This window comes from Mesorhizobium sp. M0030, from assembly GCF_040323695.1.
In the GTDB taxonomy this organism is placed as follows: domain Bacteria; phylum Pseudomonadota; class Alphaproteobacteria; order Rhizobiales; family Rhizobiaceae; genus Mesorhizobium.
This window is the reverse complement of the sequence record NZ_JAMYVE010000020.1, coordinates 24,597-39,491: the sequence shown is the minus strand read 5'-3', so window position 1 is coordinate 39,491 and position 14,895 is coordinate 24,597. Positions and strand designations below refer to the sequence as shown.

13 protein-coding genes and 1 pseudogene are annotated in these 14,895 nt (G+C 60.6%); 6 read left to right on the top strand and 8 right to left on the bottom strand.

Going from position 1 to position 14,895, the window contains the following annotated elements; all coding sequences use genetic code 11:
• Positions 1-11: 11 nt before the first annotated feature.
• From NKJ80_RS28880 to NKJ80_RS28850, 7 genes are all read right to left on the bottom strand, one after another.
• Positions 12-1,319, bottom strand: coding sequence for an FAD-binding protein (locus NKJ80_RS28880; protein WP_023687350.1), 1,308 nt, complete (start codon positions 1,317-1,319; stop codon positions 12-14).
• Positions 1,320-1,329: 10 nt separating this feature from the next.
• On the bottom strand, positions 1,330-2,439 hold the full coding sequence (locus NKJ80_RS28875; RefSeq protein WP_023685019.1) for an electron transfer flavoprotein subunit alpha/FixB family protein: 1,110 nt from the start codon (positions 2,437-2,439) through the stop codon (positions 1,330-1,332).
• Between the two features lie 18 nt (positions 2,440-2,457).
• On the bottom strand, positions 2,458-3,309 hold the full coding sequence (locus NKJ80_RS28870; protein ID WP_023672212.1) for an electron transfer flavoprotein subunit beta/FixA family protein: 852 nt from the start codon (positions 3,307-3,309) through the stop codon (positions 2,458-2,460).
• Positions 3,310-3,494: 185 nt separating this feature from the next.
• Entirely contained in the window at positions 3,495-3,875 is a 381-nt protein-coding gene (nifW, locus tag NKJ80_RS28865) for a nitrogenase stabilizing/protective protein NifW (RefSeq protein WP_023687348.1), read from the bottom strand.
• Positions 3,872-5,080, bottom strand: coding sequence for a homocitrate synthase (nifV, locus tag NKJ80_RS28860; RefSeq protein WP_023750034.1), 1,209 nt, complete (start codon positions 5,078-5,080; stop codon positions 3,872-3,874). The genes nifW and nifV overlap by 4 nt, the downstream gene beginning before the upstream one ends.
• 25 nt (positions 5,081-5,105) lie before the next feature.
• On the bottom strand, positions 5,106-6,272 hold the full coding sequence (nifS, locus tag NKJ80_RS28855) for a cysteine desulfurase NifS (RefSeq protein ID WP_023685015.1): 1,167 nt from the start codon (positions 6,270-6,272) through the stop codon (positions 5,106-5,108).
• A 442-nt stretch (positions 6,273-6,714) separates the two neighbouring features.
• Positions 6,715-7,035 carry a HesB/IscA family protein gene (locus tag NKJ80_RS28850; RefSeq protein ID WP_023672207.1) on the bottom strand — a complete coding sequence of 107 codons (321 nt, stop codon included), beginning with the start codon at positions 7,033-7,035 and terminating at the stop codon, positions 6,715-6,717.
• Positions 7,036-7,571: 536 nt separating this feature from the next.
• On the opposite strand from NKJ80_RS28850, the gene hemP reads away from it, so the two are divergent.
• The 6 genes from hemP to NKJ80_RS28820 all read left to right on the top strand — a co-directional run bounded on the left by hemP (position 7,572) and on the right by NKJ80_RS28820 (position 13,530).
• Complete coding sequence (gene hemP, locus NKJ80_RS28845; RefSeq protein WP_023685012.1) at positions 7,572-7,676, top strand: hemin uptake protein HemP; 105 nt, start codon at positions 7,572-7,574, stop codon at positions 7,674-7,676.
• A gap of 30 nt (positions 7,677-7,706) precedes the next feature.
• Positions 7,707-8,798 (top strand): hemin-degrading factor, encoded by a 1,092-nt coding sequence (locus NKJ80_RS28840; protein ID WP_352498800.1) that lies wholly within the window; start codon positions 7,707-7,709, stop codon positions 8,796-8,798.
• A gap of 843 nt (positions 8,799-9,641) precedes the next feature.
• Positions 9,642-10,859 (top strand): cytochrome P450, encoded by a 1,218-nt coding sequence (locus NKJ80_RS28835; protein WP_023727121.1) that lies wholly within the window; start codon positions 9,642-9,644, stop codon positions 10,857-10,859.
• A 40-nt stretch (positions 10,860-10,899) separates the two neighbouring features.
• Positions 10,900-11,091: a ferredoxin gene (locus NKJ80_RS28830; RefSeq protein ID WP_352498799.1), complete on the top strand. Its 192-nt coding sequence runs from the start codon at positions 10,900-10,902 to the stop codon at positions 11,089-11,091.
• 327 nt (positions 11,092-11,418) lie between these two features.
• A complete protein-coding gene (locus NKJ80_RS28825) occupies positions 11,419-12,030 on the top strand; it encodes a nitrogen fixation protein NifQ (protein WP_352498811.1) in 612 nt (203 codons plus the stop codon).
• 1,002 nt (positions 12,031-13,032) lie between these two features.
• Positions 13,033-13,530, top strand: coding sequence for a hypothetical protein (locus NKJ80_RS28820; protein ID WP_352498798.1), 498 nt, complete (start codon positions 13,033-13,035; stop codon positions 13,528-13,530).
• A gap of 308 nt (positions 13,531-13,838) precedes the next feature.
• On the opposite strand, the pseudogene NKJ80_RS28815 reads toward NKJ80_RS28820, so the two are convergent.
• A pseudogene (locus NKJ80_RS28815) lies at positions 13,839-14,804 on the bottom strand (IS256 family transposase).
• Positions 14,805-14,895 lie beyond the last annotated feature (91 nt).

The following is a 14,895-nucleotide window of genomic DNA, read 5'->3' as shown; positions in this document are numbered from 1 at the left end:
ATCGTCTCCCCTCAGCGCCACGCCAATGCAAGGCGGACCGCGTCGCTGACCAGCCCCCAGCGCGAGCGCGCCTTGATGAAGGCCGCCGTGGTCGCCTTTTCCTTCTCGATCTTCGGCGTGCCGTCGACACGCATGAAGTTCTGCGCAGCTTGCGACATCAACCGCGGATAAGTCGTGAAATAATTGCTGGAATTGGTGTGGAGCAAGGCCGGCATGTCTTTGTATTTCCTCAGGTCCTTGACCACGAAGGACTTGTCCAGCATGGCTTTGTAAAGGGCGAGATTCCGTTTGTTCATCGGACCGTTGCGGCTCTTGACCTCGACGATTGCCTCAGCCGCAATGCGGCCGGAGGTCATGGCGAGGTTCGAACCCTCGCGGTGAATCGCGTTGTTCAGTTGCGCGGCATCGCCGACCACGACCCAACCATCGCCAAAGAGCTGCGGAATAGCCTTGTAGCCGCCTTCGGGAATGAGGTGTGCGGAATATTCTTTCACTTCCGAGCCGGCGATCAGCGGCCGGATCGAAGGATGGCTCTTCAAGGCATCAAGGAGAACGTAGGGGCTCTCGACCATCGCGGCAAAATCGGAGACGAGGCAGCCAATGCCCAGTGAGATGGACTCCTTGTTGGTATAGAGGAAGCCGAGCCCGGCCATGCTGCGGGAGGTCGTGCCCACCGCCTCGATCACGCAGCCCTCATCGCCCTTTACGCCGAACCGCTGCTCAATGACCTCTTCGGGCAAGAAATGCATTTCCTTGACGGCGAGGGCCACGGTTTGCGGCTTTGGCATCTCGCGCAGGCCTGCTCGAGTGCCAAGCAGTCCGCAGACACCTTCTGCGAGAACGACCACGTCCGCGTAGATGGCCCCGCCCGCCCGGTCTGTGCGGACGCCGATCACCCTGTCCTTGGCATCACGGATGAGTTCCGTCACGGTCGTCTCGCACAGAACGGTCGCGCCGGCCGCGCGCACCTTACGCGAAAACCATTTATCGAACTGGGCACGGATGATCGTGTATCGGTTGGGCTTCGCCTCATTGAAGTCGTCCGACCTATAGTGAATCCCGGTATGGGATGTGTCGTCCATCACCCAAAGCCGCTGTTCAACCAAATGCCGCTCGAGAGGCGCATCATCCCGGAAATCCGGGATGATCTTCTCCAGCATGTTCGCGTACATGATGGCACCCTGGACATTCTTGGAGCCCGGGTATTCACCCCGCTCCAACTGCAGCACCTTCAGGCCATGGCTGGCCATGGTGTAAGCAGCTGCGTTTCCGGACATGCCTGCCCCAACAACAATGGCGTCGAAGTTTTCCTCGATCATGTCCATCCCCTTAGCTCGAAAGCTTATCGCGACTGTGGGGCGACAGCCGCCGGGTGAAGGCTTCCGTCAGTGCGGGCAGGAAGCGGATCGCGTCGGTGACGATTCCGAGGTGAGCGAAATCGAAAATCGGCGCGTTCGGGTCGGTGTTGATGGCCACGATGAGATCCGCCCCCTCCACGCCAACCCGATGCTGGACGGCGCCGGAAATCCCGGCCGCTATGTAAAGCTTCGGCCGGATCGTCTTGCCAGTTTGGCCGATCTGCCGATCAGCTGGCATCCAGCTCTTCTGGACTAACGGACGCGAACAGCCGTGCTCGGCGCCGATTGCTCGTGCGAGGTTCTTCACAAGCTGCAGGTTCTCCGCCGCGCCAAGACCAAGGCCTCCCGCAACCACGACGTCGGCATAGGCAAGGTTTGCCTTCGCCGACTGATTGTCCGGCAGGAAGCCGAGGACTTTGGTAGCGATCTCGTCCTCGGCAAGCGAAAGCTTGTGCCGGATGACACGCCCGACCGGTTTATCCGTCCGCTGCGGCATGGGCATGACCCTCGGCCGCACGGTCGCCATCTGCGGGCGGAAATTGAGCGTATAGATCGTGCACAACAAGGAACCGCCGAAAGTCGGACGCGTGGCGGCGAGCGAACTGTCGGTATCTACATCGAGTTCGGTGCAGTCGGCCGTGAGCCCCGTCTGCAAGGTCGTCGCCACGGAGCCGGCAAGATCCCTGCCCAGTGTGGTGGCACCGAGAAGAAGGATTTCGGGTTTGTGGGTATCGACCAGATCCGTCAACGCCTTGGTGAAAGGTTCATTCCGATAGTCGGCGAGCAGGGGCGCCTCGGCGATGTAGACAAGGTCAGCGCCATACGCGAATGCTTCGGCAACGGCGTTCCCCACGGCCTCTCCCGGCGGTCCAAGCACGACACCTGCAAGCTGGACCTGAAGCTTGTCTGCTAAGTTGCGGCCTTCGCCGAGCAGTTCGAACGATACCGGATGGACCTCGCCACGTTCGAGCTCGATGAAAACCCAAACGTGCCGGTAGTCCTTGAAATGGGCGGGCAACTCCTTCTTTATGCCGGCGCGGCCGGCGGCAGGGCGAGGGGTTTCTCCGTTCGCGGTCGACATCGTTTTTGCTCCTTGCCGTCACGCGCCGCCGTTAAAGGCGAGCTCATGTTCCAGCGCCGGCTGGCGGGTGAAGATTGCGGTGATGAGTTCGTCAGCGACATCGCGCAAGGCCTTCTCGGCGGTGTCGATTTGTGCCGCCTTTTCAGCTCGAGCAGGAGGGGCGAAAACACGTTTGACGACCGTCGGTGAACCGCGCAGGCCGCATTTGGTGAGATCCTCAATGCCGGCGTCGGCCGCGCTCCATTTCAAGACCTGGCTGCGCGCGGCGCACAAGGCGTCCTGGATCGAGCCCCGGCGGATCTCGTTTGTGCCTTCCAGCATGGTGATGAGGCAAGGGAGCCTGCTCTTCAGCATCTGTGTGCCGCCTTCGGAACGGCGCTCGACCTTGATCTCGCGTGCAGCAAGGTCGACAGAAGGGATCTTCGCGACATAGGTCAGTTGCAGGAGTCCGAGGCGCTTGGCGATGCCGGGCCCGACCTGGGCGGTGTCGCCATCGATCGTCTGCTTGCCGGTGAAGACGAGGTCTGGCGTGCCGAACGTCTCGCCAATCTTCGCGATTGCCTGGGAAAGGGCGAACGAGGTTGCCAGCGTGTCGGAGCCGGCAAAATAGCGGTCGGTCAAGAGCACCGCTCGGTCGGCGCCGTAACCGAGCGCCTTGCGCAGCGCGTCCTCTGCCATGGGCGGACCCATGGTGAGCACAGTGACTTCGCCGCCATGTGCGTCGCGCAGTCTGAGCGCTTCTTCGAGGGCGAACAGGTCGTAAGGGTTGATGATGGTCGGAACACCCTGGCGCATGATCGTGTTCGTGACCGGATGGACCCTTATCTGTGCCGAGTCCGGCACCTGCTTGATGCAGATTACGATGTGCATTGGCGGTTTCTCTAGGCTCCTGTCCGGGTCCGGCATTGCGGTTATCTCCTTTGTCCGCATTATTCGTGCCAAGTCTCTTGCGCTCCCCCTTTCCTACAACTTCGGCTGGTTGCTTCTGACGGCGCTGTGGTGATGACCGCATTTGGCGGCTGCTCGACATTGTCGCGTCGCACCCTTGTCGCCGATCATTCCCGTCCGAACCGCTTCAGTACCGAGTCGAACGGAACAAAGGTGTGACCCGGCGCGGCAGGTTTGTTCGGATCGTGGTCCTTGAGCACCTTGAAAATCCGATGCGTGAGCGGCGAGGAAATCGCAAAGTCCTCGTAAGCTCGTTCGAGCGTCGCGCGCACCCTCGCGGCAATCACCTGGTCGGGCAGACCGGAGAAATCTTCTTCGGCGAGGTATTGGCCCACACGCTTCATGATATGGAGCCGCGAGACATTCAGTACCTTCGGGTCATAGGCGACGCCTAGGACTGAGAAGAATTCCTCTGCAGCCGACAATCGCTTCAGTCGTGCGAGGATGTCGGTGACATCCATGGGGCGGCTGTCAGCGGAACAATTCATTGCATTCTTCCTGGTCGCAAAACTGTGGCCTCTGTGCGCTCGCGCACGGCTGACTTGGACCCGCACAGCTCGATGAGGGATGCCTCGCTGCACATTCCATCGTAGAGCTCGACCAGTCGAGTTGCAGTGACGGTCGATTTGGTCTCGGCCGCCTCGCGTCGGACGCGGGCCACCATCGCGGCTGCCAGATCCGGGTCGAGATCGCGACCGCTTTCGCTCAGCACATGGGCAATCGCAGTGGCGCCGGAATGCTTGCCGATGACGATCCGCCGGCAGCGGCCCACGAGAGTCGGATCGAGCCCCTGATAAGTACGCGAGTCCTTCAGCAGCCCTGCGACGTGAATGCCGGATTCGTGGGTGAATACATCGGCGCCGACGACCGGCTTAGTGGCTGCGGTCTGCCGGCGGGCGGCCCAAGCCACCTGGGCGGCGAGGCCGGGCAATGCGGTCAGCTCAATGCCGGTGTCTGCGCCGTCGAAGACTGCCATTGCGGCGGCCACCTCCTCCAGCGCGGCATTGCCCGCACGCTCGCCGAGCCCCAGGACGGTGACGGAGGCATGGCGCGCGCCTGCGCGGATCGCAGCCAGCGTGTTGGCGCCAGCAAGTCCGAGATCGTTGTGCGCATGAAATTCAAGGTCGATTGGAGACTGCACCACGAGCTGGGCGACAAGTTCGAAGGTCGAAAACGGGTCGAGAACACCGACTGTGTCGGCCAGCCTCACGCGGCTTGCGCCGGCGCGTGCGGCCGTCTCGATGACGCGGGCGAGATGATCCCGATTGGCCCGGGAGGCATCCTCGCAGCCCACCGCGACGAAGAAGCCGGCATCGGCGGCGCGCCTGACCATATGATCGATGACCTGGAGCGCTCCCGCCTTGTCGAGGCCAAGCTTGGCGGCAAGTTGGATGTCCGACGCAGGCAGCGACAAATTGACCGCTTGGACGCCGCTCTCGATCGCTGCATCGAGATCCAACGACGTCATCCGGCACCAGGCCATGAGCCGAACCGGAAGACGCCGCGATACCACGGCGCGAATTGTTTCCATCTCGTCGACGCCCATGACCGGCGTGCCGATCTCGATCTCTGTCACGCCAGCCGCCGCAAGAGACTCAGCGATCTCCAGCTTTTCCGTCGTGGTGAAGGCGACGCCCGGCGCCTGCTCGCCATCGCGCAAGGTCGTATCGTTGAGGGAGACATGACCGGTCATGACAGGCAGCCTGTTCTTCTGCGGCTCACGCATAGACCGGACTACCCGGCCCAGAACCGGAAAAGCTGCGCAGCTTCCCCACGATTCCCGGCATGACCTCGAGCACCCGGTCGATGTCCTCTTCGCTGTTGTCCCGCGCCAAGGAGAAGCGGACTGCCGCGTGTGGCGTTTTCATCGCGCTTAGGACATGGCTTGGTTCCAGAGAGCCGGAGGTGCAGGCCGAGCCAGAGGAACACGCGATGCCAATGCGGCTGAGGAGAAGTGGAATTCCATCACTTTCGACATGTTCGAAGGAGATGTTTGCGGTGTTGGGCAACCGTTGCAAGGGATCACCAGTGACACAGGTGCTTGGGATGCGCTGGAGGATCCCGCCCTCCAGGCGATCGCGGAGCGACTTTACCCGTGTGGTCTCGTCGTCCATGAATTTCAAGGCGAGTTCGGCCGCCGTGCCGAGCCCGGCTATGCCGGGCGTATTCTCGGTGCCAGCACGCCGGTTGTGCTCTTGGTGACCCCCCTTGATCAGCGAATGGAAATCGACGCCACGTTTTACGAAAAGCGCACCGATCCCTTTCGGCCCGTGCAGCTTGTGGCCGGAGAGCGACAGCATGTCGATTGCGGTCGACTTCAGGTCCATCGGAAGCTTGCCGACCGCCTGCACAGCATCGGTATGGAATAGGGCGCCCACTTCCTTGGCCAACTCGGAAAGCCTTGCCACGGGGAAGATCACACCAGTCTCGTTGTTCGCCCACATTATTGACACGATTGCAACCTGTGGGGTGAGGGCGGCCATATAGGCGTCGAGATCGAGCCGACCACGGCAATCCACCGGGATCCTGTGCACCTTGAGGCGGCGGGTCTTCTCAAGATGCGCGCAGAGCGTCAGCACGGCGGGATGCTCGACCGCGGACGTCACGATCTCGGTTCGGTTGGGCGCCGCCTCGAGCGCTGAAAGAAGCGCTGCATTGTCGCTTTCTGTCCCACCCGAGGTGAAAGTGATCTCATCCTCGAACTCCGCGCCGATTAGAGCTTGCAACTGCCTCCGCGCCTTTCTCACCGCCGCACTGACTGAGGCGCCAAGAGCGTGTGCCGACGAAGGGTTGCCGAATTGATCCCTAAAGAACGGCAACATCGCTTGCACGACCTCAGGATCGACCCGTGTGGTTGCGTTGTTGTCGAGGTAGACAGGCTTCATAGGTGCGATCCTCAGTTAAACAGAATGACGCGAGCGCTAGACCGACTCGTTGAGCCTCTGGCGCATGCCGTTGATGATCATTTGGACTGGCAGCGCGCGCAGGCGCCCGGAGTGTTTGACGTAAACCGGATCTCCGTCGACATGGACATGTTCGCAGTGGCCGTAGGTCAGCCCGCAGGTAAGGACGCCCGAACGCGATAACGCTACCGATGAGCCGAATTTGGCGCAGCGGCGCGATTTGTCCGCAAGCAGCTCGGGTGCCACCAGGAACCGAGCTGCTTCGCGAGGCGACGTTCTTTGAATCCTACTGGGAGCGAATGGCGGTCCCGAGATCGGCTTTGACCTTGTCTTGTTTTTTAGGACGGGGACATCTGTTGTGCCGGCCATATAAGTCTCCTCTGCCGCAAAATCACTCTGTCGGCCGCACAGGCGCTTCGGGCGTTTAACTGAAGGACTTGCCGCAGCCGCACTTTTCGCGCGCATTGGGGTTATCGAAGACAAAACCGGAAGATTGGAGCCCGGTGAGGAAGTCGACGGTCATGCCGGCTACATGGGGTTGGGAGCCCGCGTCCACGAACAGCTTGACCCCATCTGTGTCAGTGATCGCGTCGCCCTCGCGCGACACGCTCTCCAGGCCCATTAAGTATTTGAAGCCTGCGCAGCCGCCGGCCTCGACCATAATGCGAAAGCCTTCCGCCGGCTCGCTGGCACGGCAAAGAGCAGTCTTGAAGGCGGCAACAGCGTTGTCGGTGAGCGTAATCATGGCTCCATTCTCCTCAGTCCGCGACCTGCTTGCCCATCACGTTGCATGCACCGTGCCAAAGCCAAAAAACGTTTCAACACAGCGCGGCATCTCTCGCACTGGTGCCTCTTGATTGCTGATAAGGTGTCGGCTAATCGACACGTGCTGTCGGGTTTGTCGGGTCCGGCACGAGGGATGTTGGCCTGAGTTCTTGGGTGAACTCACATCACCAAGGACAGAACTTCTTCTGAGCTTGCCTCGGCGCAATTGGCACGGTTTTTGAAGCTCCGTTTGGCGAGACGGCAAGAGCATGCCGATCCACAACCATGCCGTGGGTGCCATCGCGATGGATGGGGCGAAGCAAGGGAGTAACATGTCAGGACCGTGGTCAGATACGCGTTGTTGGCAAAGCAGCGCCGCTCGTGGCATCCGAATGCCCGCTTGGCCGATTGCGACAACATCCATACTGGCTCACCACCGCCCAGTAGCCGCCGACCGGCTCGATGGAATGCCATCGGCATGTGGCTGCTCGCCGGTTTTCGCATCGGTGCGACGCCGTGCGCACGCTGTCCAGCGACACCTTGTTCATGGGCCAGCAGCAGATCAGGATCGAGCATTTCGGCGCGCCTTATCGGCTGAAGATTCCCGGGCAGGGCAGATGATCCTCACACGTCGTAGAAACAGGGGTAAGCATGGACCAACGCGAGAAACCGTCGCCCGACGAAATCCGGCGGGCGTGCAAAGACAATCCGAAGATCCGGGAGCATGATCTCGCCGCTCGATTGGGCATTTCGGAAGCCGAGTTGGTCGCGGCGCATTGTGGTCACGGCGCGGTGCGCATCGAGCCGCGCGTCGATGATCTGCTGACCGGCCTCGAAGCGGTCGGCGAGGTGATGGCGGTCACCAGCAACGAAAGTGCCGTGCACCAAAAGATTGGCGTCTACGGCAAAGTGGTCACCGGCAACCAGCATGCCATACTGCTCGGCGACGAGATCGACCTGCGCATCTTCCCGAAAGCGTGGGCGTATGGCTTCGCCGTCGAGAAGCGCGAGGGGGCCGAGATCCGCCGCAGCCTGCAATTCTTTGATGCCACCGGCGAGGCGATGCACAAAGCTCATCTCACGCCCGCCTCGAACCTGCAGGCCTATCAGGATCTGACGGCAGAGCTTGTATCCCCCGACCAGGAGCCGATCATATCGCTCGAGGCGAGCGGGGCGCGCGATAACGCAGTGAGTCCAGACCACGCCACCACGGTCGACGACCTACGCGAGCACTGGGGCCGGCTAAGCGACGTGCATCAGTTCTACCATATGTTGAAGACACTGAAGCTCAGCCGCTGCCAGGCGATGCGTATGGCCGACGAGGATGACGCCTGGCTACTCGACAATGATGCCATTGGCGCCCTGTTCCAACAGGCGGCCGAAGACGAGATGCCGATCATGTGCTTTGTCGGCAATGGTGGTTGCATTCAGATCCATTCCGGCCCGATCAGGTCGGTCAAGCAGATCGGGCCGCGGATCAATGTGCTCGAAGAGACCTTCCATCTGCATCTTAGGACCCATCGCATCCGCGAGGTCTGGGCCGTGCGCAAGCCGACGAGGGATGGTCACGTTACGTCCATTGAAGCCTATGGCGCGGACGGCAAGATGATCATCCAGTTCTTCGGCACGCGCAAGGAAGGCGAACGCGAGGGCAGCGACTGGCGGTTTCTGGCCGAGAGTCTGCCACGCGTTCCCGGTCCGACCTCCAGGGGTGTGTTGACTGCCGACAGGTCCTCGGATTGAATTGGCCGCGATAGGACTCAGCACCACGTTCCGACAGCGGCTCGCGAGCAAATCTAGGTCCATGAGCGGAAAGGATGCCGTCGTAGCGCATGCGCATGGTCAGGTGATGCACGCCGGAATGGACCGCATCTATACAGTCAAGCTGGTCGCCGGTCGGCACCGGTGCGCACGAGTGCATCGCCGTCTGCCGGAAAAGCCTTGCAGCGCCTGCGAGCGATAAAACGCATACGCCATCAGCGCCGAACCGAAGCGCGGCTTGACCTTTTGATATTTCCGATCGTCTCGCGCAAGCGCCGTCGGGTCTTCTCGGACCGCACCCGATCCTTGCGCTGGATCGCGTCATTGCTCAATCCGGGCCGTGCGAGCGATCTACTCGCTCGTCGACCGGCAGGCTGTGCAGCAAAAGCCAAGCCGAACAGCCCGATGTCGCGGGCTCGACAAAACCGACCACGGATGTCGGTTGTCGGACGTTGTCATAAGAATGATGGACAGGTGATCATCAGCGGCAGACCCAGCGCAGGCTGGCATTGCTTGGTGCACCGCCATGGCTACCCTATCCGGCACGCGACTTGCTTCGACAATTTGATCAGCAGGGCAGAGGTGATTGACCAGTCTCTCAACCCTAACGGGGAAGCGGCCGCTTTGCTTCATGACCGGAGCGCGGCGGAGATGCCCCTCTGATCGACTTCGCAACCCATCTCATCCGCGCTGGTGCAGGTGGGCTGTATCAGGCGACAGAATCTAGAAGGCGCCCGACAAGAGACGTGCCCATGCTGGAAATCGACTTTATGAACAGCGGTGCAATCTCAATTGAGCCATGAACGCCAATGTAGAGAAAACAAAATGGCGACCAACCCCGTTCCAGATCATGTCCCGCCCGAAATGGTGAGGGACTTCAGCCTGTTTACATCGCCAGGGATGCCACCAACACCCAACGGGGATCCACACGCAGCTGTCGCTTGCGTACATGACGGGCCTCCGATCTTTTACTCCCGCTACAACACGCAAGATGGCCGGGGTACCTGGGTCATCACCCGTGCCGCGGACCAGCGGAAGGTGCTGCAGGACGCAGAGACTTTTTCCAGCCATCGCAGCATCTTCTCCTCCATACTGGGTGAGAACTGGCCGACGATCCCGCTTGAGCTCGATCCACCGGCCCATGGCGTCTTTCGCTCACTGCTTAATCCTCTGCTTTCGCCAAAGCGGGTGTTGGCTTTGGAACCGGCTGTCCGCGAACGGGCGGTCGAGCTGATCGAAAGGATCGCCGCGTCGCGCACAAGCTGCGACGTGATGAAGGATTTTGCCTTTCCTTTCGCGGTGAGCACCTTTCTTCGCTTTCTGGGGTTGCCTGATGACCGACTCGATACATTCGTCGGCTGGGGGAAAGATCTGCTCCACGGCGACGATAAGGAACGACCTGTGGCTGCCCGGACGATCGTGGCATTCATCGACGAACTTGCAGCCATGCGCCGCGATGAGGCGGTTGACGATTTCATGACCTTTATAGTGCAGGCACAGGTCGAGGGCCGCCGGCTGACTGACACCCAAGTCCGCGGCATCGGCGTGCTTGTCTTCGTCGCTGGGCTCGACACGGTCGCAGCAGCTATAGGCTTTGACTTGGCGTACCTCGCACGCAACCTCAAAGATCAGCAATTGCTGCGGAGCGAACCGGACCGCATCCCGCTCGCAACCGAAGAATTGCTGCGGGCCTATCCGCCCATTCAGTTGATCCGCGTGGCCACGAAAGATATCGACTTCGAAGGCGCGCCGATCCGGAAGGGGGACTATGTTTCCTGCGCCACGATGATTGCCAATCGTGACCCGGCGGAATTCGAATGCCCCAACACGATTGATTTGGAGCGGGAGGACAACCGCCACGCAGCGTTTGGCTATGGTCCCCACCGTTGCCTTGGCTCACACCTTGCCCGGCGCGAGATTGTCATTGGCCTGGAGGAGTGGCTGGCGCGCATCCCGGCTTTCAGGATCAAGCAGGGTACGGCGCCGATAACTTCTGGCGGCCATGTGTTCGGGATCGAAAATTTGATCCTGGACTGGTCTTAGGCCCGCCCCGAGCCCGGGCACAGACAATGGAGGCAGCGCCATGCGCATCATCGTCCAAAAGGCCAAATGCCAGGGCCACGCGCGATGCGCGGCGCAAGCGCCGGACATCTTTAAACTCGATAATGACGGTTACATCCTGCCTGGTGACATCGAAGTTGCGGAAGGGGAGGAACTGCCTGCATTACGAGGCGCGCGATCCTGTCCTGAACGTGCGCTGGAACTCACTCGCTGACGCTCTGGATGAGACAGCATTCAACCGTGAGTCTGGCGGCTTGAACCATGTGGACGCACTCAGCACGCGACCTCTGTCCCGCACGGTTCACGTCCAACTCTGCGGGGCAAATTCCGGCGCCAGTGTTCCCCGTGAGGCGCAAACGGCAGGGCCGGGGTTCGCGAACCTCTTCGAATCACAGAATTTGCGCCAGAGCCGATGGACCAGAATTGCCGAACTACTCGACGCGAGGCGACCCGGAGTGCCGTACCGAAGAACTGCCCGACCCATGTTGCGGCAGGCCGGGTCTCTGCATGATTTGATCGGGCGAAACCAGGAGAACGCACCATATTTGCCCAACATTATGCCCGGCTCAGCACCGGCCAATGGCCGCAGCTGGAGAGAAGGTTCGACCAGCATGTGCTTGCCTGTGTGCTTTCACGTGCGCTCGAGGAGATGGAGGCCGGCGAGGCGACGGCGACGGAGGCAACCGGACTTTCGCGCGCCGAGTTGCGCGATGTCCTGTCCCGCTGTTTCCCTGCTTTTCCTATCAACGCGTTTGCCTTGGAAGAGGGGAGCGAGCCTGAGCCGGATCTGGAAGAAGAACTTCTGCGCGGACTGCTGCTGGCGCATGCCCGGCCCGACGACAAGGCAAGCGCCCGCTTCGCCAAGATCATCGCCCGGCGTGCCATGCGCAATGACCACCTCTGGCAAGACCTTGGCCTTTTTAGTCGAAGCGACCTCGGCCGCCTGCTCGCCTCGCATTTTCCGACGCTGGCGGCCGGCAACACCCAAAACATGAAATGGAAAAAATACTTTTACCGAAAGCTCTGCGAGGCCGAAGGCTTTTCGCTGTGCAGCTCCCCCAGTTGCCGGGACTGCAATGATTTCGAAAGCTGCTTCGGCCCGGAGGAAGGCGAAAGCCGCCTCACACGGACCAAGGACAACGCCCAGGATTGAGAGCCGCTTGCGTCAGTCGTACAGCGTCAGAGCTCGCGCCGCGCCATCTGTCTGTTGTCAAATCTCGACGGATGCCTTGGGGGATTTGAATACTGTGCGCTCGCGATGCTCGCTTCGGCGGGTCGTCGTCATGGCAGGCGCGAGTCGAATGTTTGTTAGATGCCGCCACAACCTAAGCCGGCATCATCAATCGCTACAAGCGCAAGGAGTTGAAGGACACGTTGCGCGATCTTGAGCAGGCCGGACTTGGTGACCAGCTCGTTAGGTTTTCCAATTCATGAGTGGCTAGAGCGATGGCTGTACTGGCGTTCGATCTCGTCTATTTTTCCGGCCTGACGGCAGACCAACTGCTAGGCAGCGTCATCTCACTTCTGGCGTGTTTGCTCCTTTATAACGCTCTGGCTCCGGACCGAGTTAATCGATAGGTCGGCGGCCGCTCGGCGTCACTGCTAATGCCCTGATACGATTTTAGGAAACGGGGTCTGCAGTGTTTTCTTCCGCTTCGGCGCCACATAGCTTTCAACCAGGCGAAATGCTCGACGTCGACAGTTACCAGCGGCCGTAGGTTGATGGTCACCGTGTTTGGCGCTCAGAACTTCCTCCGTGCTAGTCAATGGCGAGCATCGGAAGCGATTTTGCAGGTTTTGCGCTGACGGGATTCTGGCTCGGCCCGCCGGTCGGGTTCGTCAAAAAGGTGCTAATATAGCGTTGTATGTCCGATCGGCGGTAGTAGCCGCTTACTGATCGCCGGACGGTCATCCCTGAACCTTGTTGCACCGCACCTGGAGTGCTTAGGGAATGATATTATCTGACAAATGGAAAAATCACGTAGGAGCCAAAGTAAAATTTTATTATATCTGACTCCTGAGAATTACCAAGTAATGATCCAAGAACGAATCTTTCGCGGGCCGTTAAGTTGTTTTTCAACTCTAGTGCGTCACTATGGGGTCCGTAGGTCCCAAAAAATGTCCCATCCTTTGCAGGGCAACAAGGAGGCGTACTATGGCAAGAATTTTTGAAATTCTTACGGGCAGTCTGACTACCGGATCTGTTCTCGCAGTTCTTTGCATGCCAGCGACTGCAGCTGGAATTAATGTCGGAGGCGTCGGCGGGGTATCCGTCGGCAGCGGAGGCGCCAGCGCTAATGTGGGCGGCAACAGCGGCGCTACGGCTAGCGTATCCCTAGGCGGTTCTGGGGCAAATGCCGCAGCCTCCGTCGGCGACACTGGCGGAGCCACTGCTTCCATCGGCACCGGCGGCGCCAACGTCGGTGTCGTTACCGGGGTCGGTACCGACGTAAATGTCGGCGTTGGAACCAATCCAGCCGCCAACCCCAGCAACCCGACCGCTTCGAGCAACCCGAATCTGGCTAGCGTTGTCGGCGATATGTCGAACGCCCAGGTCACTCGGATGAAGAAGCGCTGCGTCGAAGTGCTTAGCAACGAAGATACCTATGATCGTGACCTGCGCCGGCTCTGCCTGCTGATCTCGCGCCGCTAACCAGCGACCCCTTTCCGACCTGTCGGGGCTGTCGACATGACACTCTCCAGTTCCGGCAGTGGAAGCCCGCCCGCCGAAAGGTTGGCGGGCTTTTACAGTCAGCGTTTTTCCATCCGCAGCAGGCAGGATGTTTAGGCGCTTTCGCATATGTAAACGTTCACAGTTAATTTTCTGCTTGTAGCCAAGTGTGTAAACGCCTTGTTCTTGAACAAAACATGTGAGAACGCCTAGTGCTTAGGCGAAAAGCGCCTTACCGGGCGGATATCAGAAAGAACATTGTAATGATCTTGCAACCGCCCGAGGCCGCTTCAGTGGAGCTTGGCGCGATGTTGCTTGGGGAAGGTCATGTAGGCCAGCACGTCGGGCTCGGCGTCGTCCATGATTGTCGCCAGCTTCGGCACCTTCGGCCGGATCTGGTCGGCGACGGCGCGCCATTGTACGGACGCGGTCTCGGGCGTTTCCTGGGCGAAAGCGGTGGCGATGAAGGCTGAGACGACCCTGCGGCCGCTCTTGCCGGCATGGGCCAGCACGTTCCTTATGAAGTGGACGCGGCACCTCTGCCATGTCGCGCACAGCACCTTGGTGACGGCCGCCTTGAGGCCTTCGTGAGCATCGCAGACGACGAGCTTAACGCCGCGCAGGCCGCGACGTGTCAGCTTGCGCAGGAACTCTGTCCAGATCGGCTCGGCCTCCGAGGTGCCAATCTCCATGCCCAGTACCTCGCGCCGGCCGTCCGCGTTGACGCCGACGGCGATGATAACGGCGACCGAGACGATCCGCCCACCGCGGCGGACCTTCACGTAAGTGGCGTCGATCCACAGGTATGGCCAATCGCCCTCGATCGGCCGATCGGGGAAGGCCTTCACCTTCCCGTCGATCTCCTCGCACAGCCGCGAGACCTGGCTCTTGGATGCCGCTCATACCCATGGCCTTGACCAGGTCGCCAACCGACCGGGTCGAGATGCCTTGCACATAAGCTTCATGGATGACGGCGTTAGCGCCTTCTCGGCCATGCGGCGCGGTTCGAGGAAACCTGGGAAGTAGCTTCCCTTCCTGAGCTTCGGGATGCGCAGCTCGACCGTGCCGGCCCGCGTCTCCCAGTCCCGGTCGCGGTAGCCATTGCGCAGGGCGAGCCGCAGCGGGTTCTTCTCGCCATAGCTGGCGCCGGTGGCCGCGCCCACCTCCATTTCCATCAGTCGCTCGGCGGCAAAGCCGATCATCTCCCGCAGCAGATCGGCATCCGGGGTCTTCTCCACGAGCGTGCGCAGGTTCATCATGTCGTCGGTCAATCGGTGGTCCTTCCGAAATGGGTTGGCGTCAACAACCAAACCTTACCGGAAAGCGCCGATGACCACCCACACGCCG